General features: G+C 60.5%; 14 protein-coding genes. 4 read left to right on the forward strand and 10 right to left on the reverse strand.

Going from position 1 to position 18,665, the window contains the following annotated elements; genetic code table 11:
• Positions 1-2 precede the first annotated feature (2 nt).
• The 5 genes from ACX9NZ_RS08415 to ACX9NZ_RS08435 form a co-directional block, all read right to left on the reverse strand.
• Positions 3-731, reverse strand: coding sequence for a hypothetical protein (locus ACX9NZ_RS08415; protein WP_407496196.1), 729 nt, complete (start codon positions 729-731; stop codon positions 3-5).
• Positions 731-6,619 carry a hypothetical protein gene (locus ACX9NZ_RS08420; RefSeq protein ID WP_302741986.1) on the reverse strand — a complete coding sequence of 1,963 codons (5,889 nt, stop codon included), beginning with the start codon at positions 6,617-6,619 and terminating at the stop codon, positions 731-733. Before ACX9NZ_RS08420 ends, ACX9NZ_RS08415 begins: the two co-directional genes overlap by 1 nt.
• Positions 6,616-7,233 (reverse strand): hypothetical protein, encoded by a 618-nt coding sequence (locus tag ACX9NZ_RS08425; protein WP_407496194.1) that lies wholly within the window; start codon positions 7,231-7,233, stop codon positions 6,616-6,618. Before ACX9NZ_RS08425 ends, ACX9NZ_RS08420 begins: the two co-directional genes overlap by 4 nt.
• Before the next feature lie 111 nt (positions 7,234-7,344).
• Positions 7,345-8,118, reverse strand: a complete 774-nt coding sequence (locus tag ACX9NZ_RS08430; protein ID WP_294122225.1) for a SipW-dependent-type signal peptide-containing protein — start codon at positions 8,116-8,118, stop codon at positions 7,345-7,347.
• A 60-nt stretch (positions 8,119-8,178) separates the two neighbouring features.
• Positions 8,179-8,724 (reverse strand): signal peptidase I, encoded by a 546-nt coding sequence (locus tag ACX9NZ_RS08435; protein WP_407496192.1) that lies wholly within the window; start codon positions 8,722-8,724, stop codon positions 8,179-8,181.
• A 335-nt stretch (positions 8,725-9,059) separates the two neighbouring features.
• Between ACX9NZ_RS08435 and pth the strand changes: the two genes are divergently transcribed.
• From pth to ACX9NZ_RS08455, 4 genes are all read left to right on the forward strand, one after another.
• Complete coding sequence (pth, locus tag ACX9NZ_RS08440; RefSeq protein ID WP_199588914.1) at positions 9,060-9,689, forward strand: aminoacyl-tRNA hydrolase; 630 nt, start codon at positions 9,060-9,062, stop codon at positions 9,687-9,689.
• Positions 9,690-9,977: 288 nt separating this feature from the next.
• Entirely contained in the window at positions 9,978-10,814 is an 837-nt protein-coding gene (locus ACX9NZ_RS08445; protein WP_302741995.1) for a sulfide/dihydroorotate dehydrogenase-like FAD/NAD-binding protein, read from the forward strand.
• Entirely contained in the window at positions 10,802-12,208 is a 1,407-nt protein-coding gene (gltA, locus tag ACX9NZ_RS08450; protein ID WP_302741997.1) for an NADPH-dependent glutamate synthase, read from the forward strand. The genes ACX9NZ_RS08445 and gltA overlap by 13 nt, the downstream gene beginning before the upstream one ends.
• A gap of 263 nt (positions 12,209-12,471) precedes the next feature.
• Positions 12,472-13,776 carry a putative ABC transporter permease gene (locus tag ACX9NZ_RS08455; RefSeq protein ID WP_407496189.1) on the forward strand — a complete coding sequence of 435 codons (1,305 nt, stop codon included), beginning with the start codon at positions 12,472-12,474 and terminating at the stop codon, positions 13,774-13,776.
• A gap of 369 nt (positions 13,777-14,145) precedes the next feature.
• Here the strand turns inward: ACX9NZ_RS08455 and ACX9NZ_RS08460 are convergent, their stop codons facing one another.
• The 5 genes from ACX9NZ_RS08460 to purE form a co-directional block, all read right to left on the reverse strand.
• Positions 14,146-14,562, reverse strand: a complete 417-nt coding sequence (locus ACX9NZ_RS08460) for a molybdenum cofactor biosynthesis protein MoaE (RefSeq protein WP_407496187.1) — start codon at positions 14,560-14,562, stop codon at positions 14,146-14,148.
• An 87-nt stretch (positions 14,563-14,649) separates the two neighbouring features.
• Positions 14,650-15,576 carry a nucleotidyl transferase AbiEii/AbiGii toxin family protein gene (locus ACX9NZ_RS08465; protein ID WP_407496185.1) on the reverse strand — a complete coding sequence of 309 codons (927 nt, stop codon included), beginning with the start codon at positions 15,574-15,576 and terminating at the stop codon, positions 14,650-14,652.
• Positions 15,564-16,325, reverse strand: coding sequence for a type IV toxin-antitoxin system AbiEi family antitoxin domain-containing protein (locus tag ACX9NZ_RS08470; RefSeq protein WP_294159904.1), 762 nt, complete (start codon positions 16,323-16,325; stop codon positions 15,564-15,566). The genes ACX9NZ_RS08465 and ACX9NZ_RS08470 overlap by 13 nt, the downstream gene beginning before the upstream one ends.
• A 444-nt stretch (positions 16,326-16,769) precedes the next feature.
• Positions 16,770-17,513, reverse strand: a complete 744-nt coding sequence (locus ACX9NZ_RS08475; protein ID WP_294159906.1) for a class B sortase — start codon at positions 17,511-17,513, stop codon at positions 16,770-16,772.
• A gap of 339 nt (positions 17,514-17,852) precedes the next feature.
• The gene (purE, locus tag ACX9NZ_RS08480; RefSeq protein ID WP_407496182.1) at positions 17,853-18,326 is read right to left on the reverse strand and encodes a 5-(carboxyamino)imidazole ribonucleotide mutase; all 474 of its coding nucleotides are present in this window, start codon (positions 18,324-18,326) and stop codon (positions 17,853-17,855) included.
• Between the last annotated feature and the right edge of the window lie 339 nt (positions 18,327-18,665).

Consider the following 18,665-nt stretch of genomic DNA (forward strand, 5'->3'; position numbering starts at 1 on the left):
TCCTACTTCCTCACAAGCACACCGTCGACGCCGACCGCAAGGCCGCTCGATGCCGACCACACCTTGTCGAACCCTTCGCCGGCAGACAAATTGGCCTGCAAAGCCTGAGTCGAGATATCGACCACAAGGCTTTTGCCCGCCACCGTGCCCGTCTGTCGAACCTCGTCGATGAGATTCTCGGTTTTGCCACCAGCCTCCACGGGCACGGACCAGTAGTAATAGCCGTCGGCGCCTTTGATCCAGCGCTCGCCCGTAGACGCCGTAAGGGCATCGCCCCACGTGATCGAATAGCCCTGGCCCTCCTGCGGCGCATCCCAGAGCTGGTTGCCATTTTTGTCTTCCCAATAGATGGATACGGTCGCACGCATGTATGCCGGCGCCGTACCTTCGTTTTTCACGAAGACGTTCTCTTTGACCGTGGAAGAGGCATCGAACGCTTCTTCGATGGAAGGCTGAATTTCGCCACGCGTGAACGTGTTGAGCACGTTGTCCTGCACTCCAAACCACGCCACCGCACCGCCGGCACCGCACATGGCGAGCACGGCGACGGCGACGATCACGGCGCGCTTGAGGGGACGCCGGCCGCCGCGACGCACCGGCGCGCCCCCCAGTGTCGGCTCCCCAGCGCACCCGCACGCATCGGCGCTGCCGACGGGGCGGAAATGGGCGCCCCGGGAGCCCTGAGGCGTGCCCGCCCCAAGACGGTCCCTATCGCGCTTGCCGCTCGCCATCAGCGCCCACCTCCATTCTCAACCGGATTCCTGCCGACTCCGAACACGTTCTTCGCACGGTCCTCGCCGTCGAGGTACTTGTCGTTCGTAAGCGCGTTGGTCACCTTGGCCGTGCCCTGGCTGCGGACCAGCACGACGTTATCCGGCCTACCTTCGACGGTCATGCCGCCTTCGAAGAACTGATACGTCGGGCTGTAGCGCCAGCCCCAGCTGGTTTCAACAACCTTGTAGTAACCCCACGGCACGTTGATCGTCTCCGAAGCGGTTGCCGCGCCCTGGCCGTTGTCCTGTGCAGTCATGGTCACCGTCGCGCTCTTAGCATCTTGCGCAACCTCACCGTTCTCGTCGCATTCAGTCACCGTAAAGGTGAAGGTGGAGCCGGCAGCCATAAGCGGAGCGGTCTTTTCGATCGTCAGCGAACCTGTGGTATCGAACTCGAACACGGCATCGCCTTCATGGCCCACGCCCAGATGCCCCGTCGCCTTCTTGTCGAGCTGTTTGGCCTTCGTAAAGTCGAAGTTGTCGAAGATGGCAACGAGCTTGCCGTCGACAGAAGCCGCACGGTCCGCCTCAGGCTTCGCATAGTGAACCTGATCCATATGGACAGTCAGGGTGTCGCCCAAATAAAGCGTGCGAGGACCGAACGCAATCTTGACGGCGGGCGTTGCGCCTTCGGCGTTGGGATCGGCAACTTCCTTTTCCAGTGCTGCAGGGTCTATCTGCCACACCAGATTGGAAGCGGCGTACGGCGCGCCATCCTGGTCAAGTGCGTTCAGGCGATGCGTCACCGGATACAGGTGCATCTCCGTCACGCCCGCATTCGTCATGCTCTCGACAATGGAAGCTCTGCAGAACGCATCCCAAGGCACGGTCTCCGTGTCGGATTTCTTCCACTCCCACTCCTTGAAGAGCTCCTTCACCTGGCCCTCGGCGTCTTTCTTGGACAGGAAGCCCTCCATGGCGGCCGTCTGCTCGCCGCCGACGACCGTAGCCTCAACTTCGACGTCCTCCATCTGAGGCGTGCCGTCGGGGTTATAGACAGGGTTGCCGTCGGGTCCGATTATGGGCTTCTGGACAGTTATCTTCTGCACAAAAGCTGATTTGTCATCGGCGGTGAACTCGATCGTGTCCGTGCTTGCCTCGAGCGGACCGTCCGCCCCGTCCATGTCCGGGAAGTGGTAAACCACCTTGTACACCTGCGTCTTCTGGTAGACCGCGGTATAGAGATTGCCGGCAAACATCTCATCGCCCGTCACGCGACTGCCCGGCACGGGCGTGCCTTCAACCGTGGCCTTGCCATCCGCGTCGACGGTCATGTCAATGTAATCCTTGTACCAGCCGATGAACTTATAGCCGTCCACCGCATCGGCCTCAAGCGCTACATAAGTCTGTGGGCCCTGCGGGGTGCTTGCGGTTTTCACCGTCGCACGACGGTGATCCACGCCGACGCCGTCCGTATTGTCGATGTTCGAATTCACGCGCACGTTGGCCTGATCGCCTTCGGTGCCGATGATGCGGTATATCGGCCACAACTCCATCGAGTGCTCAACAATCGTGTATTCGTCAACCATCTTGGACGCGTCGGCCGCATCGAACATGAGGTACTCGGCGCCTTTGGCGGGCTGCTGCTCGGTCCAGCCCACAAAGGCGGCGCCATCCACCTTGAACTCCGGCACCGGGCCGCGGCCGAGCGGCTCGCCCGCCTTCTTTGCGACAACCTTGGTCGCGGAGCCTGCTTCACCAGAGGGACGCACGTGATACGTCACATCCAGCTCAGCATCGCGGGTCGCCTCGTAGTTCGCCACGATCACGTAATGGGAGCCGGCCTTGATGGTGTAGACGAGCTTCGCGTTGTCGTTGCCCACGGCTGCGCCGCCGCTCGTGACCGGATTGCCGTTACCGTCCGTCGCGCGGATGGTGTCAATCACCGTGCCCTCGGGACTCTCGATGGTCCAAGATGCCAGCGAATACTTCTCAACCGTAGCCGATTCGATGTCGGCCTTCACCGCAACAGTCTTGGTGCCGTCACCGTTAATTGCCACATCGGCCAACGCGGGGGTGATTTCAGGGTTCGCAGGCTCAGTCAGTGCAGTGCCACGCGTGATATTGGTCGTAGTCTCGCAACTGTAGTCTGCATACACGGGATACAGCATCATGGGGCGATCGCATAGACGGTCTTCCTTGACCAAATACGGCTCGATCGTGTCGATGGATACCTTCGCCGTACGCGTATCTTCGCTATATAGGCTCTCGTACTCGCCCTCCGTCATCGTTCCCGCTTTAAGCTCGTATTTGTCGATCCAGCCCAGGAACAGCGAATCGGGGCGCTTCTTCTGCATATATTCATCAGACGGAGACGCTTCGATAGCGACCTTCAACCCATTAGGCTCTTCGCTTGCATCGCCACCGGTGTATTTCAAATAGCGGAATTCGTACTCAGAATCCGACTCCATGAACACCTTCTGGAATCCATCTGTGAACCCCGCATCACCGGCATAATCCGAATACGCACGGCTCACCACCTTGTCTCCGACATTTTCGCCAGCGTCAACAAATCTCACCTGAGCAACAAGATGGGCCTCATATGAATAGCGATTCGGCTTGGTGAAGTGTGCACCCGTCTCCCACGGATTGTTCGGGCTGGTTCCCTCGTTGCTATTCTGCTGCCACGACCATCCGATGAACTTAAACCCTGCGGGGTCTGTTGGCTCAGCTTTCAGCTCGAAGTTTTTACCGATATTATCGGGGTTGCCACTCATGTAGATACGTGCGGAATTGGGAAAATCGAACGTGGCAACGATATCGTACACGCCACCACTAGTTTTTTCGTTATGCCCATTCACTACATGATGGGCAACAATGCCACCCGCGAGCAACGTTGCGGCGTCATCGCCGGAAACATGGCCGCCAATCATTTCGTTCAAAGACCAGTGGTCGATGGTTTCGCGATAAAACTCAGGACCCCTCAGCTTGTCAAAGCTGGAACAATACGTCTTCCAGCGCTCCGTATACAAACGAGGGGATTCCCATTCAGCGATTCCACCCATAAGATACGCCGAGGCGTAGTAATCCACGCGGTACTCAAAGCGGGCGTAGTAGTAATGCTTCTGCGTTAGGTCGACATCGTCGGGAATCGTCACCACCGGATCGCCGCTCAACTTCCTGCCGAACTCGTACTGATACGCCGTAGACCTATCACCCGCCGCGTTATACACCACGTCCGGCTTCTCCTTATACACCGGCTCGCCGTTCGCGTTCTGCTTGACCTCGTACCAGCCCAGGAAGCGGTAGCCATCGGGCAATGCGCCTTCGGCACTGAGGCCGTTGATTCCCAGCTCGTATTTTCCGTCTTTCGCAGTGACCGTAGCCTGAGCAACGCCTTCGCGCACATTCACATCCGAACTGGTCGAATCGAGCTCGTGACCCTCGGCGATCACATTGATGTTGGCGCCGAGCGATGCGTAGACGGGATACAGGTCCATGGGACGCTCGATAGGCTCGCCGCCCTCGAAAAACGTGCCGCTGGCCTTCATGGCATTGAGCTCGGGCGTGGTCACATCGGGCCAACCGCCACCGGTAACTTTGTTTTTCTGCGTGGTCCAGCCCAGGAACTTCGCGGCACCGGCCACCGGAGCGTTTTCGCCGCCCTCGCGGTCGGCCTTCGGCTCGCCCACGCCGGGCAGCGCGTCCTGGTGGTTGTACCAATCGTCATCCGTTTGCGGCGTCGCCTCCGTTGCAGAGCTGTCCTTGTCGATCACGTCGCCCTTCACATCGTGGAACAGCACCTGGGCCTGGTAGTAGGCAACAAACAGGTCGTTATCCGAGAACTGGGCGCCCTCGTCGGCGCCCGTTCCAGAATTGGTCGCCACGTGCTCAAGTTCGGCACTCACCTGCTCGCCGTTCGGCTCGGGCGGCACCATGGGGTCGAAGAACGCGTGCTTGCCCTGCTGGATATGGTTGGACGTCACGCCCTTGTTGCGGAACCACCCCTGGAAACGGAAGCCCTCGTTGGCATCGGAAGACACCATGGCCAGCGCCGTGTTCGCAGCGCGGTCGTTGTTCACCGTTGCCGTGAACGTCAGCTCGGTCTCGTTGGCACTCACCGGCTGCACGGCGAAGTTGTACGGATCGGCCGTCTTCTGCTCTTTGCCGAGCGTGGATTGCGAGATGGTCACGTCACCCGCGCCCGGGAAGTCGAGCGTGGCCTTCACGGAGTCGCCGTGGACGGGGATGCCCAGGTAGTCGTCCATGATCCACTTGTTCACATGACCGGGGATCTGGTTGTCGATCGTGGAGAGGCGCACCTCATCTCCCTCGAAGTCATAGCCCTCCCCTTCCCAGAACAGGCGGTCGGCGTACTTCGCGTCGTCCACGATGGGGCCGTAGCTGAAGCCCTGGGCAGACGGGCCGTGCTCGCCGCCGCTATAGTTGAGGCCCAGCCAGTCGCCCCAGGCGCGTACGTAACCGTTGGGATGTGGCTTGATGGCAGAGTCCTTGCCCACGATATCGTTGCGCTTGAAGTACGAGTTGTAGAGACCCGTATCCTCGTTCCAGTCGCGCTCCACCAGGCCGGACAGGTACACGTTGCTCTGGATGATGGGGATGACGGCGACGGCGTTCCACTGATAGCTCTCCATGTTGCCGGCGTAATGGCAGCGGATGACCTGGCTCGCGTTGGCGCCCTCGCTCCCGCTCTTCGCATGCGCGATGATGCCACCCACGTAGCCGATGTTGCCCGAACCCACGCCTACGTAGTTGGCGACCCAGGTATGCACCCATGCCGTGGAGAAGCAGTCCACCACATCGACGTCGTTGGTATAGCCCACGATACCGCCTGCATACACACCCTGGCCCGCCACGGCGCCGACCGCCACCTCATAGCGGTTGTAGACCTCGGTTTGATATTTGTAATGGCCGTTGTCGTCGCGAGCGTACACGCTGGTATCAGGCTTCGCCGACCGATCGATGTAGTACTGATTGTTGGGGAGCACACGGCAATACTCGATCTGGGAGTCCTCCGCCGAGCCCACGAGCGCACCCAGGTACAAGCCCTCGCCGCCCAGGCCCGAGACGGCGACGACGGAGTTGTTCACCGCACGGCCTCCCTGGACGGTGCAGTCGTACATGTACGACTTGTCGAGCATCTCGCCCGCGATGATGCCGCCCATGACGCCCGCGTTGGTGATGAGCGACACCGCGTTGTTGGCCGGCGTGACCGAGATGGTGCAGTCCTCCATGCGCACCGATTCGATGCGCGTGTTTCTGGCCTGGCCCACCAGCACGCCGCCGCGGAAATCCGCGCCGACGTAGCAATCGGAGAAGTGCACGTCATGCAGGTAGGCGCCCTCGGTGAAGCTGAACAGGCCGGTGTTCGCCTTGGGTTTCCACAGGTCGCGATGGTAGTCGAGGTGCCTGATGTAGTGGCCGCGGCCGTCGAACTCGCCCCTGAAGGGGTGGTCCTTATCGCCGAAGGTGAGCGACCCCAGCTCGGTGATGATCTGGTCGATCTTTCCCTCGCCGTCGGGAATGGATGTGAAATCGATGTCGGCTTCGAGCGCGATCGTCTTGCCCTCGAAGCTCATGTAGTTTCCGTCCACCATGCCGCGCGACTGCTTGATGAGCTCGATCATCTCATCGACGTCGTGCACCAGGATGGGATCGACACCGCGGTCGAGGGCCAGCGCCCCCTGAGGCACTGCGAGCGAGCAGACCGCCAGGACGAGGGCGCCCAGCACGGCAGCCAGGACGACGCCTCTTGGACTCCGGGGCGCAGGAGCACCCTCGCCTGCCACTGCGCGCAGCCCGCGGCCGCCATGCGCCGCCGTCCTCGTTTCAACGCGGGCATCGTGAGCAATACCGCCCGGTTGCCTCTTCACGCTGCTCATCATGCCGGCCACCCCTCAGCCTCAAGCACGTCGTCGCTCTTCTGGTTCTCGCTCTGCACGGCGTAGCCGTCGGCCACCAAGCGGTAGGTGCACCCCTCCCCATGGCGGGCGATGGCGGCGGCGGTATCCACGTCCACACCGGTGACGGCAGGCTCTGAAATCTCGCCAGGCTCGAGCGCGGCAGTGAGATATAGGTAGCCATCGGACGGGTTACGCTGGATCCACGCGTCGTTGCCGACGTCGTAGGAAACGAGGTCGTCGGCCGGGCGCGGCGTGCCGGCGGCGTCGATGCACTCGAAGCGCAGCTTGACGCGGATGAACAGGGCGTGGTTGCCTGTATTCTTCACGCGGACGATGCGCTCCATGTGGACCGACCCGGTACCCAGCTCGCCGCCTTCGGGCGCAGGGATCTCCGCACCGGTCTCGTCTAAGGTGGTGATGGTGGTCTCGATCCCGACCGCGCCGAATTGCAGGCGATCGAGAAACGGCTTCTCTCGCGTGATGACAGAGAGGGTCTGTGCAGCGGCGAACACGCAGATTACGGCAACCAGGAGCATCCAGAGCCGCTTGCGCGTTTTCGTTGAGTCGGCTGTAGCTTGCGTATTGTCCGCAGGCATGAGCAGACCCCCTTTCTCATAACGCGGGATACCGGGAGCGGGAGAGGCCCCGCCCCCGGCGATCTGTTTATATTCCTTCACGCATGGTAAATAGCGAGGTAACGGGCTGGGTTAGGCCTTAACCTTCTCCGCCCACTTCTTGACGTTTGCCTCGATTTCCTTCTTGGCCTCGTCGGTCAGCTGGTTCTTGCTGCCGTCAGCATACTCGTGGTCGCCAGAAGCAGCAGCGAAGTAGGCGCTCACCGTGATGCTGTTCTTGTCATCGGTAATCTGGGTCGCGTCAAACCCATCACTGGTATAAATCTTGTCGAAGAGCTCGCCGGTGTAGTTAGCCTTGTTCTCCGGGACGCCAGGCGTCGGGGCGAGCATGGCCCAATCGCTTCCACTGTCGCCAACATACACAAACAGGCCCTTCGTGTAAGTCTCGGCGTCCACGTCGGTGATGGCAGCGTTCTTGCTGCCCGAGTACTTAGTAAAGTAACCCTCAACCGGTTTCCAACCCTTTCCAAGCACGAAGTACGCATCGGCGGGCAGGGTATTCTCAACCATAGCGAAGACGTACGTCGGCCTAGAATCCTTGCCGATGCCCATGTTGGGGTTCTTCGGCGTAATGGACCCTGGGGTCAGAGGAGACTTGTCATCCCAGTCGGTCTCGATGATGTTGCCGTCAGTGTCGGGATCGGTCTGGTCGGTTCCGGGCTCCGTAGGCCTATTAGGATTGGGCTTCACTTCGGGATCGGTGATACCGTTGCCCTGCACGAAGGTGTTGGTCTTGCTATCCTGCGCGCTAAACCACGCAAAGACACCGCCCACCGCGAGGATGCAGCAGAGCGCGAGCGCGACCACCAGGCCCGTCCTCTTCCTACCTGTTTGCTTCGAATCCATGGTGTCCATCCTTTCTGCTTTTGGATTCCTCTTATGTGCCAAGGCGTATGGCGCCCCGTGTCACCTCATGTGCTTTGGGGCCGGAGTCTCCGACACCCGCTTGTCAGGCGTGCGCATGCTCAGCAGTTCGAGCACGATGCTCACGCCTATCACCACGGCAACGCCGGCAATGACCATGAAGACCCCCGGTGGCTGCGTGACGAACGCGTTGACGTAGCCCAGCAGCGGAACGCACGCCACGACCGTGCCGATCAGGCTCGACCACGGGACCGGCGCCGCATCGGGCGAGATATTTCCTTGTGAGTCAACATTGGCGATACCATGTGTCTTGAACTCGCGCGCGGCGGAATCGATTTCATAGACCTCGTGGGTCACGAGCGTGCCCGACTCAAGCTTGAACGTGATGGCATCGCCGACCACGACCTCAGATGGGTCGACGGCGCGCACATATATGAGCGACCCCACGGGAAGCTCCGGCTCCATCGATCCGGAAAGCACGGCATACGGGGTGAGTCCGATCAAGCGAACCCCCGCAAACGCTATGACCAATGCGGCAACCAGCGCAAGCAGTACCGCCAGCACCGCGTTCCAAATCCGAGTCAACATCTTCCACACCATCTCGTGCCGTCGCGCCAAGGACGCGGCGCAGGGTCGAAAACGACCCCTACGATTAGACACACAGGATTTATTAGTTATAGCCCCCCCCCCGCACACTTTGTCAACTTTGTGTGTTGGTTCATTATCAAAGCTATCTGGCAGTTTTTATGCTCGCAACGATGCGCCTCCCCCCACTATTAGCGATTGGTGCACCCGTTTTCTGTAAGCCCCTCGGAACTCACGGGGGCATCGCCCAACTTATGCTCTCCCTGCGGGGGTCGTTGACAGCGCCGCACGGCACACGCACCATGTTCTGCAGGAAGTATCAACAGCAAGGAGACCTCATGGCCGCAGCACAGCCCAAGAAAATCCGTATGGTCGCCGGCCTCGGCAACCCCGGCGACGAGTACGCCGCTACCCGCCACAACGCCGGCTTTTGCGCCATCGACATCCTCGCTCGGCAGGCGGGCGTAAGCTATTGGAAGAACCAGGCGGGCGCCGAGGTCGCGCTCATCAGCGTGAACGACCCCGAAGAGGAGGGCGGCAAGCGCGAAGTCGTGCTGGTCAAGCCCCAGTCGTACATGAACACGAGCGGCGGGCCCATCTCCAAGCTCTGCGCGCAGTACAAAGTGAAGCCCGAAGAGCTGCTCGTGATCCACGACGAGCTGGACATCCCAGCGGGCGACGTACGCGTTAAGGTCGGCGGCGGGCACGCCGGCCACAACGGCCTGCGCTCCATCATCGACAAACTCGGCAGTCGCGACTTCTCGCGCGTCCGCGCCGGCATTGGCGACCCTCCGGGACGTATGCCCGTGGCCGATTTCGTGCTCAAGCAACTGCGCGCCAAGGAGGCCGAGGATTTCGGCTTTATGACGCAAGCCGCCGCTGAGGCCGCCGCGCTGGCCGTGACGCGCGGCGTCATCTTTGCCCGCGACCACGTCAACGGCGGCGCGGGATCCAACGGCAAGCACTAGGAGCCCAACCTCAATTTAGGGACAGGCACCGAATTGAGATGGAGACGCCAACGAGCACCGCCGGGCAGTCGTTGTAAAACTATCCCTAGCTGCTTCCCAGCAACGCCCACCGAACAACGGCCCACCATTGGCCCGATAGCACATCGGTTCGAACCCCGAATGGGAAACGCGCGGTATACTGAACACCGTATGCGCATATTCGCCATGCGCATATGCCGCTTAGGCTTCATCGGGGAACTCGTGCGCGCTACCTGCGCAAACGCCCCCGACCAATCAGAGAGGGGTTCTATGTTTGAAATCCTGAAAAAGACGCAGTTCTCGGACAAGGTGTTCGAGTTCCGCGTCCACGCCCCGAGGATGGCCAAGAAAGCTCACGCCGGCCAGTTCCTCATGGTGCGCATCGACGATACCGGCGAGCGCGTGCCATTCACCTTCGCCAACTGGAATGCGGAGGAGGGCTGGATCGAGTTCATCTTCATGGTGATCGGCAAGACCACCAAGTGCCTCTCCGAACTCAACGAGGGCGACTTCATCCGCGACATCACCGGACCGCTGGGCAAGCCCACCGAGATCGAGGGCGACTCCGTGGCCGTCATCGGCGGCGGCGTGGGCTTGGCCATCGCCTACCCCGTAGCCCGTATGCTCTGCGAGCAGGGCAAGAACGTCTACGTCATCATGGGTGCCCGCACCAAGGACCTCCTCATCCTGCATGAGCAGTTCGACGCACTGCCGCTCGCCGGCCTATACGTCACCACGGACGACGGCACCATGGGCGAGAAGGGCGTCGTGACTCTGCCGCTCGCGCGCCTGTGCGAGACGGACGCAATCGACCACGCCTTCTGCGTTGGCCCCGTGCCGATGATGAAGTTCTCCTCCCTCACCTGCCACGAGCACAACATCCCGATCATCGCCAGCCTCAACCCCATCATGGTCGACGGCACCGGCATGTGTGGTTGCTGCCGTGTCGAGGTGGGCGGCGAGACCAAGTTCGCCTGCGTCGACGGCCCCGATTTCGACGCCAGCGCCGTCGACTGGGACGACCTGGCCGCGCGCCAGGCCAGCTACCGCGGCGAAGAGGCCGTTTCCACCAAGCGTCATGAGGAGGCCTGCGCATGCCAGAAGTAAAGAAGTATCGCCCGAACATCGGCGCTCCCCGCACTGCTCCGAACGAGGAGCCGGCCGCTGAGCGCGCGTGCGATTTCCGCCCGGTCGACACGGGCTTCACCAAGGAAGACGCCATCGCCGAGGCCAACCGCTGCCTCGACTGCAAGAAGCCCCTGTGCATGCAGGGTTGCCCCGTCGGCGTGAACATCCCCGGCTTCATCTCCAAGATCCGCGATGAAGACTGGGCGGGCGCCCTCGAAACCATCAAGGGCGACAACCTGCTGCCCTCCGTCTGCGGCCGCGTGTGCCCGCAGGAGAACCAGTGCGAGGGCAAGTGCATCCTCGGCCGCAAGGGCGAGGCCGTGGCCATCGGCCAACTCGAGCGCATGGTGGGCGACATGGCCGACGAGGTCGGCCGCGCCCCGGCGTGCAAGCCCAAGAACGGCAAGAAGGTCGCCATCGTGGGCTCCGGCCCCTCCGGCATCGCCTGCGCCGGCGAGCTCGCACGCGAGGGCTTCGACGTCACCGTGTTCGAGGCCTTCTTCACCGGCGGCGGCGTGCTGACCTACGGCATCCCCGAGTTCCGCCTGCCCAAGAAGATCGTCAAGCGCGAGATCGACGGCCTGGAGCAGCTCGGCGTGCACTTCGAGTACAATTCCGTCGCCGGCCGCCTGTTCGACGCCGACGAGCTCTTCAACGAGGAGGGCTTCGACGCCCTGTACCTCGCCGTGGGCGCCGGTCTCCCCCGCTTCCTCAAGGTCCCGGGCGAGAACCTGCCCGGCGTGTACTGTGCCAACGAGTACCTCACCCGCACCAACCTCATGCACGCGTACGACTTCCCCGTCTACGACACCCCGATCCGCCAGGGCAAGAACGTCGTGGTGTTCGGCGGCGGCAACGTTGCCATGGACGCCGCCCGCACCGCTCTGCGCCTGGGCGCCGACAGCGTGACGCTGGCCTACCGCCGCACCGAGGCCGAGATGCCCGCGCGACTGGCCGAGGTCCATCACGCCAAGGAAGAAGGCGTGCACATCCTGGAGCTCGTCAACCCGCTCGAGTTCATCAAGGGCGAGGACGGCTTTGTGTCCGCAGTCAAGCTGGAGCGCATGGAGCTCGGCGAGCCCGACGCCTCCGGCCGTCGCCGACCGGTCCCCGTGGCCGACTCCGCCTTTGAGATCCCCTGCGATGTGGCCATCACCGCCATCGGCACCATGGCCAACCCCTTCGCCAAGCTCTGCGCCGACGTCGAGCTCAACCGCTGGGGCCTCATCGAGGCCGACGAGGACGGCCGCACGAGCAACCCCAAGGTGTGGGCCGGCGGTGACATCGTGACCGGTGCCGCCACCGTCATCCTCGCCATGGGCGCCGGCAAGAAGGCCGCCGCCTCCATCAAGAAGGAGCTGCTGGGCGAGTAAGCGCTCCGCGATTCCCATAACGGCATCCGGCCCGTCGACCACACGGTCGGCGGGCCGTTTTGCGCCGCGGCGATTGCGGAGCCCGGGCAGGACGCCATCGTGCGTGCCATTGGGCATGAACTGCGCAGCCGACCCCGGCGCCGACCGATGCGTACGCGTCCCTTTGTGCACGCCATGCCCGCAGGCCGCCCGCTCCCCCCTTGCATGCCAAAACGGGTACCATGAGTACACAGCCCATTTCGAACGCACGCAAGGAGCAGCACGTGACCAGCAGCACGAGCGCCGCGGCCGGTACAGCATCCAACCCCGACTACGACCTGCCCGGTAACGACCTCGATCCCAACAACCTCACCGCCGAGCAGCGCAAGACCATCCCGCTCATCATCCGCGTGTACGGGGCGCTTTGCGCACTCGACGGCATCATCGCGCTCCCGCTTATGGGCGCGTACTTCGGAATCATCCTGTACCGACTCGCCATTGGACAGGAAAGCGCGCTGATTGGCTCCGACCTCACGCTCACCTTCACCATGACGGCCATCGGATCGGTGCTGACCTTCATCTCCTCCGTCGCGCTCATCATCTTTGGCTGGACGCTTCTCAAAAGCTACCGCCGCGACGCCGGACGCTGGGCATACGCGCTCATCGTCATGACCGTGGGGCAAATCCTCATCGACGTCATGCTCCAGGGCATCGGCGTGCACCTCATCCGCCCCGCCATCCAGCTCGCCATCCTCACCGGTCTGTCGACCACCATCGACCCCACCTTGCGCGAGGAACGCGAACTCCAGCGCCACTTGCGCGACCTGGAAGACCGCGTTGCCGCGGCAGGCGGCATGCTCGGCCGCGATCTTACAGGTGAGGGTTACATTAAGCTGAACTTCTTCAACCTGTTCTGGGTCTTCATGGTGTGCTGCGTGCTCGGTCTCATCATCGAGGTCATCTTCCATATGGTGTACGTCGAACCGGGCGTCTACCAGGATCGAGCCGGCCTTCTGTTCGGGCCGTTCAGTCCCATCTACGGCTTTGGCGCCGTGCTGCTCACCATCGCGCTCAACCGGTTTTACAAGAAGAGCTTCGTCATTATCTTCCTAGTGAGTGCCGTTATCGGCGGCGTGTTCGAGGCTGCTGCGAGTTGGTGGATGCAGACGTCGTTCGGCGCCATCGCATGGAGCTACTCCTATGAGCTGCTGCCCGGCGTGTCCGATCCGATGGCGATCCTATTCGCCGGGCGCACGTCTACGCCGTTCATGCTCATGTGGGGCACGCTCGGCCTATTCTGGATCAAGCTGTGCCTGCCCAGGCTTCTCAAGCTCATCAACCTGATCCCCTGGAAGATGCGCTATTCACTCACCACGGTAGTGGCCGCGCTCATGTTGACGAACGGCGTCATGACGCTGCAGGCGCTCGATTGTTGGTTCTGCCGTGAGAGCGGCATCGCGCCGAGCTCGCCCGTCGAGGAGTTCTACGCCGAGCACTTCGACAACGCGTACATGGAGCATCGCTTCCAGAGCATGACGATCCACCCCAAGACCTCGAGCCGCGTGGATTCGCCCAAGACGGAGGCGTAGGATCAGCCGCAACATGCCAAAAAGGGGGGGGCGAGCCCCTTGGCACGCGAGCCTTGGCGAAGGAGAATGACCCGAGACACCTCATATCTGCAGGCGCGCCAAAACTGGCTAAAAAATACCGATTTGTATCCATAAGCGCGGCGCCATGCTGCCCATTTCACCCTAAACGCGCCCCTAACCGGGGTGCATCATGTCGCGAAAACGATTCGTGGAAACACTACACCCACGTGAACAGGCGTTTTTCCAATCTCGGTCCTTTGGCCGAGGTGTCGTTGGCGGGACGAGCGATACAAAACGGTAGTTTTTAGCCACTTCGGGGATATATACGATCCACATCCATTGAACTTCCGGGCAGAACGCAATCGAGCGTCACTGCGCCCGCCCCTCCCCATGTTCAATCTCGTTGACGCACTCGTTTTTGATGGTTGCCACGAGATGCTGCAGGCCGTCGATCACACGCGGGCGGATGTCGCCGCCGATGAGCACGAGCATGATGTCGTCGCCCACCGCAAGCTCACCGGAGTTGAGCCATACGCGCACGTACCCAATGCCGGGCAGGGTGCGCGCCTCCTCTACCGCAGCGGCGACCTTGTTCTCGTCGTAGGAAAAGTGCATGCCGGTGACTTTGTCGCCAGGCTGGACGCCATCGGTTTCGATTCCGCGTGCTTCGGCTTTGGGGGTCTCACGCACGGTGCCGTTGTGGACAAGGTACATGCCGCACGCGCGGAACGACGGGTCCGCTTTGGCCTCGCGCAACCACGCGTCGATAGAGGGCATATCTGCCATGGGTAAACTCGCTTTCTGCCAGATGGCCCTTGTTGGAACACCTGAGACGACTCGCATGGCAAGCGCGGACATCGCGCCGCCAGCACATCAACCACCCATCTTCTTTAGATTGAGCAGTTTCCATTGTGCCTCAGGACTCTGCGCGGCGCGCTGCGCAACTTCACCATCTCCAAAAAGAAGCTCTGGGCAGTAGTCCCCTTGGGACAATCGCTCCAGGTATTCTTTTTCTAAATCGTTTTTGGGAAGGACGAAACTCTCGACAAACCTCTCCGCCTTTTGCATAAGACTATCGAGAGTCGGGGCTTTTTCAAGCTGGCGCAACATGGGGACGAGCTGCTCTTCGACCTCCTTTTCACATTTTTCAAAACGAAGTGACCTGCCAATAAAGCTGTTTGGAAAATGAGCGGACAGCGAAGCATAGTACAGCAGCACCTTGTGAAGCAGCTCGTCTGGCGCCTCTACGCCGTTACAGTGCTCCGCCAGATTTCCGATGTCGTACAAATCGCGTATTTTGACCCTGTCAAAATACGCCTTGACCTTGTCCCCTGCCAATTCATAATCGTCAAACATCAAAACATCCAAATCGGGGCGCAGCGGAGACTGCCTCACTCGGAGCGGAATCAGGGGCGACCTATTCATGTAAATGCAATCGATCTTTACATGATCATTTCCCCAGTTTCCCCTATACCTCAATACAAATGTCCGTCCCGCATGTCCGCCTTCGCGAGCGTCAACTCTATATCCTAAATAGCTTGCAACTTTCTGTATGCCGCGCTCGATCCCTGGACGCTCTCTCATCATTTCCGCCCGTGAAAGACTCCCCACGTACGACATGTCTATATCAACCGACAAACGCGGAAGACCAAACATGAACAGGTTGATCGCTGTACCACCATGCATCGCAAGCTTGCCCTTTAAATCTGGGTGGCGACCCATTTCTGCCAGCAGCTCCAAAAGGCGGTTGACCTTGTCGAGCGTTTCCGGTCGGAAGCTTTCAATATCTATAGGACCCATGAGCGCAGCTCCTCTTGATCCGCAGGCAAACACAGGTTCCAGCGTTTTGACCAACCCGGGCTTCGCGTTTGTCTTTTGTCCAACCTGTATGGTCCGCCCGTCACCATGGTCTCTAGTCGGTCGAGCTGCTCATCTAGCACACGCCAATCGCGCTGCTTTTGCTCTAACAACCAGCCAACCCTCGCAGCAAGCGAGGCTGACCCTTGCTCCACAAGAGCAAGCAGCTCATCAACATCAAGGTAGGGAAAAAGCGAAAGGGATCGCAGCGCCTCCTCTACGCCACCCGCCCTATCTGTATAGCGCAAACAATCGACTAGCGTTTGCTCGCGCGTGGTAACTCCGGCCCCATTAGCGCCAACCGCTCCTATCAACTGATAGCGAATCGATCTGTCGCAAGCGTATGGTATATACAAAACACCGCCATAGGAGAACTTGGTCTTTATTGTTCTCGACCTAAACTGACACATGCTTGATACATTATGAGCAACGCCGTGGACCTCAAGGGCAGAGTGAAAAGAAATGACTGCATCTAGATCGATCGCCGCAAGGACATCCAGCGCACTCACGCCCGCGCCAGAATAATCCCCAATCTTTGAAACGTATGCGCCGCGTCGAATTCTCTCGATGCTTCCATGCTTTATCGCGCGATCCAAAGTTGTCCTCACCGATGCGGCAGACATACCAGACTCCGACATAAGCTGCTCAACGGTGAAGACTTGATTTCTTTCTATGTAGTCTCTGAACTTCATACTGACAAATTATAGTAGAAACAACTACACTTTGTATACTTTTCTAGTGATTATTGTCAGTATTCCATATTAACAGCCTCCAGAAACGAGTACCTCAATCAAAAAGTGTGGGATTTATCGCAGACCCTCGGACGCGTCCCGAGGCCATTCCTCAACTTCTTAAAGCCACGAATCGGCCGATTTTGTAACGAGTTTCCGAACACCCCGAGTAGAGGGACAATGATAAAAGATTTTATCTGCGGCGATGATGCCAAAAATGTCCCTCTACTCGGCACGCCTCAAAACTCGTTACAAAAACGCCCGATTCGTGGCACTCCACCCGCAACAGGGTCCCGGCGTGCCAAAAGGGGTACGTCCCCAAATGGCACGCCGGGCGGTTTGGCGTTTGGGAACGTACCCCCTTTGGAGCGGGGATGTCTTTTTGGAGCGCAGGTAGTTTTGCGCTTAGGGCTGGACGGTGTCGTACTCGGCGATGAGCGTGCACACCATTGCGGCGCGCTTGGTCTGCGCCAAGAAAGCATCGTCGCAGGTCACCAGCGTGAGCACCTTGGTTGCGTTGCTCAACTCCGTGTCGGCGTCCGTCGCCTTCGCCTCGGCGTGCTTAATGGAATCAGAGAGGTACTGCGCCAGACCACCATCACCCTCGAACGACGTCTGCCGCGCTTCGACGTAGTCGTCATCAACACGCATCGTAAACAGGGGCTTCAGCTCGTAGGTCTTCTCGGGCGTGATGTAGTAGACCTTCTCTATCGAGTCGAACTTCTCCTGATCAAGCGAATCGTACACCTGCGTGAACATCGAGCCGTCGTTCATGTGGTGACCGTACAGCGTCGTCTGCTGGTCAACAAGACCCGGCGCGGTTCCTTCGGAATCGAGGAAGACGGTGCCGTTGGCGTTATAGTCGCCCGAAATCAGCGTACGCAGATAGGTGTCATTGGTTTTGCCTTGGACGACGACGTAGTTGATGTTCGTGCCGGGGATGTAGATCCAGCCCACCACGTCCTCGTTCACCTTTTTGAGCGCATCGAAGTCGATGACCGGCACACCATCACCGCCCTCATCGGAGAGCGTGACCGCCTCTTTGGTAAGGCCATCGTAGAAATCCGCCGCCTGCTTGTAACCAATCTGCGCATGAACGAACAGACCGCCGGCCACGAGTAATAGCACGACCCCTATGGCGATGAGCACGTACGACGCGATATTGCGACCACGGCGGGGTCGTGGCGCGCTCGACGTCGACCCGGGCCTACCGCCGCGCGTGCCCGTCGAGCCTTGGGGGCGCGCATAAGGAGAAGCCTGAGCTACGCGGGGCGGCCGAATAGGCTGGGACACCCGCGCCCCGCTTGAGGGCGCGGCATTGTACGTCGCCCGGTTCTGCGGCGCGGTGACGTGCGACATCTGGCGAGGCGGTGAGGCGGCATGAGACCCCCGGTTCTGAGAGGCGGCGGCGCCTCCCATTGAGGTCGTATTCGGCTGGGGCGCGGCACCACTGGGCTTAAAGTGCCTTCCTCCGGTTGCCATACCGGGCTACGCTTCGGCCATATCGCGCTTGAGCCGCGCGATCGCATCACGGTACTCGGGCATGGTGGCGCCGAGAATCTGCGTGGCGTAAATTGCGGCGTTCTTGGCGCCATTGATGGCCACGCAGGCAACCGGCACGCCGGAAGGCATCTGAACCATGGAAAGCAGGGAGTCGAGTCCGCCCAGGTCGCTTGTCTTCACGGGGACGCCAATCACCGGCAACGGGGTGAATGCCGCCACGACACCACCCAGGTGGGCCGCCTTGCCAGCCGCGGCGACGATGACCTTGATGCCGCGGTCGGCAGCGGTCTCCGCCCACTCGTGGACCTTCGCGGGATTGCGGTGGGCGCTCGCAATGACGAGCTCGTAGGGCACGCCGAGGGCGTCGAGCTCGGCCGTGCAGCCCTCCATGACGGGCATATCGGATTTGGAACCCATGATGATTCCGACGAGCGGGGTCTTCTCGGAAGCGTTATCCATGGTAGTACCTCTCGGTCTTGTGTCTACAACGCTTCAAAGTATAGCCGAGACCGGCGAAATGCCAGCTATTAGCCTACTTGTTTCTCGGGTATCCGCATGTGCGTTCACCGGCTGGTCGAAACCTTGGCCGAAGGGTGACGGGCCGTGCGGATATGGGGAGATTATCCGATGATTCCGAGGGCGGTTGTCCCCGTTGCCTTCGCTCCTTTGGCAGTGTATTACCTCCTAGCTTGAATTTTTGCGTGCTGTCAGATGTTACCGGTGCCCAGGCCAGACAATCCGGGCATCATGCGGGAAAAAGGGACAAAAGCGTCCCCTACGCTTTCCTCCCCATACAAC

The sequence above is a fragment of the Collinsella sp. BM28 genome (assembly GCF_054551995.1).

Bases quoted from the DNA above. Each gene is read 5' to 3' on its own strand.
- ACX9NZ_RS08415 (WP_407496196.1), bottom strand. From the start codon at position 731: ATGGCGAGCGGCAAGCGCGATAGGGACCGTCTTGGGGCGGGCACGCCT.
- ACX9NZ_RS08420 (WP_302741986.1), bottom strand. From the start codon at position 6,619: ATGATGAGCAGCGTGAAGAGGCAACCGGGCGGTATTGCTCACGATGCC.
- ACX9NZ_RS08425 (WP_407496194.1), bottom strand. From the start codon at position 7,233: ATGCCTGCGGACAATACGCAAGCTACAGCCGACTCAACGAAAACGCGC.
- ACX9NZ_RS08430 (WP_294122225.1), bottom strand. From the start codon at position 8,118: ATGGATTCGAAGCAAACAGGTAGGAAGAGGACGGGCCTGGTGGTCGCG.
- ACX9NZ_RS08435 (WP_407496192.1), bottom strand. From the start codon at position 8,724: ATGTTGACTCGGATTTGGAACGCGGTGCTGGCGGTACTGCTTGCGCTG.
- pth (WP_199588914.1), top strand. From the start codon at position 9,060: ATGGCCGCAGCACAGCCCAAGAAAATCCGTATGGTCGCCGGCCTCGGC.
- ACX9NZ_RS08445 (WP_302741995.1), top strand. From the start codon at position 9,978: ATGTTTGAAATCCTGAAAAAGACGCAGTTCTCGGACAAGGTGTTCGAG.
- gltA (WP_302741997.1), top strand. From the start codon at position 10,802: ATGCCAGAAGTAAAGAAGTATCGCCCGAACATCGGCGCTCCCCGCACT.
- ACX9NZ_RS08460 (WP_407496187.1), bottom strand. From the start codon at position 14,562: ATGGCAGATATGCCCTCTATCGACGCGTGGTTGCGCGAGGCCAAAGCG.
- ACX9NZ_RS08465 (WP_407496185.1), bottom strand. From the start codon at position 15,576: ATGGGTCCTATAGATATTGAAAGCTTCCGACCGGAAACGCTCGACAAG.
- ACX9NZ_RS08470 (WP_294159904.1), bottom strand. From the start codon at position 16,325: ATGAAGTTCAGAGACTACATAGAAAGAAATCAAGTCTTCACCGTTGAG.
- purE (WP_407496182.1), bottom strand. From the start codon at position 18,326: ATGGATAACGCTTCCGAGAAGACCCCGCTCGTCGGAATCATCATGGGT.